Annotated in this window: 2 protein-coding genes; both read right to left on the bottom strand. The window is 39.9% G+C overall.

The genetic code is table 11. The features are described 5' to 3' along the window. The coding region (locus CVN76_RS01565; protein WP_100530139.1) for a phage major capsid protein at window positions 1–452 on the bottom strand (452 nt) is incomplete at its 3' end. A 31-nt stretch (window positions 453–483) separates the two neighbouring features. After that, window positions 484–843, bottom strand: a 360-nt coding sequence (locus CVN76_RS01560; protein ID WP_100530138.1) for an HK97 family phage prohead protease, incomplete at its 5' end; no start/stop codon positions are given.

Here is an 843-nt window from a genome sequence, read left to right as displayed (position 1 = left end):
GCCAGTTTAGCAAGATCCAACTCATTCTCTTTAAGCTCAAAAACTTCGTTTACTACATCTTTGGGAATGAACACGCCGCCGCTCGTTGAATTAAGGTCTCGTGTTTCTGCTCCTTTTGTTCTGATATACGTCGCAAAAGCGCGTTCTTCGTTAGGTTGTGTGAGGATTTTCTTTTTATTTGGCATGCTGCGCGTTTCTCCTTCTTTTTGGCCGTTTTCTTCGACTTCTTCTAGGTCTTGCTCTTCTAGGCCGTCAATTTCTTCTAGGTCTGATAGTTCAACTTCCAGGTCTGCAATTTCGGTTTTTAGAGAATCAATTTTTTCTTTGATCTCTTTTGCCGCTTCTAATTCTCCAAGGTTCGCGCGCTCTTTTGCTGCGGTTACTTGTGTATTTACTGCGGATCTCTTTTCTGCGATTTTAGCCCGTAACTGTTTCATTTTTTCTGTTAACAATGTAATTTCCACCTTTCAAGTAAATAAAAATTTAGTATGTTTCTAGTTCTAGCTGTAGGGTTAAAAGATCTTGAGCTTTTTTAAACTCATCTTCTACATTCGTCAGGTTCCGCTGGGCTACGCTTACGTTTGTATCTGCATAGGCGGGAATGGTACATAAAGATACTTCGTAAATTTGGCTAATATCGTAAATGGTACGGAGATAACCGCCGCCTTCGTCTTTGGTGAACTTGTCACCGTTTGGCGCTGTAAAAAATCCGAAGCTCATTTTACTTACATCTTTACGTTTCACTAATTCGTAAACGTCTTGGGCATAACTTGTATTAGGAAGAAAACATTTAAAATACAACCCTACTTCGTCTATGTTCAATTCCAGAGTACCGGCTGTATT

This window comes from Bacillus sp. mrc49 (genome assembly GCF_002803435.1).
Note: the sequence above shows the minus strand (reverse complement) of the source record. Positions and strands in the feature narration are given on the sequence as shown.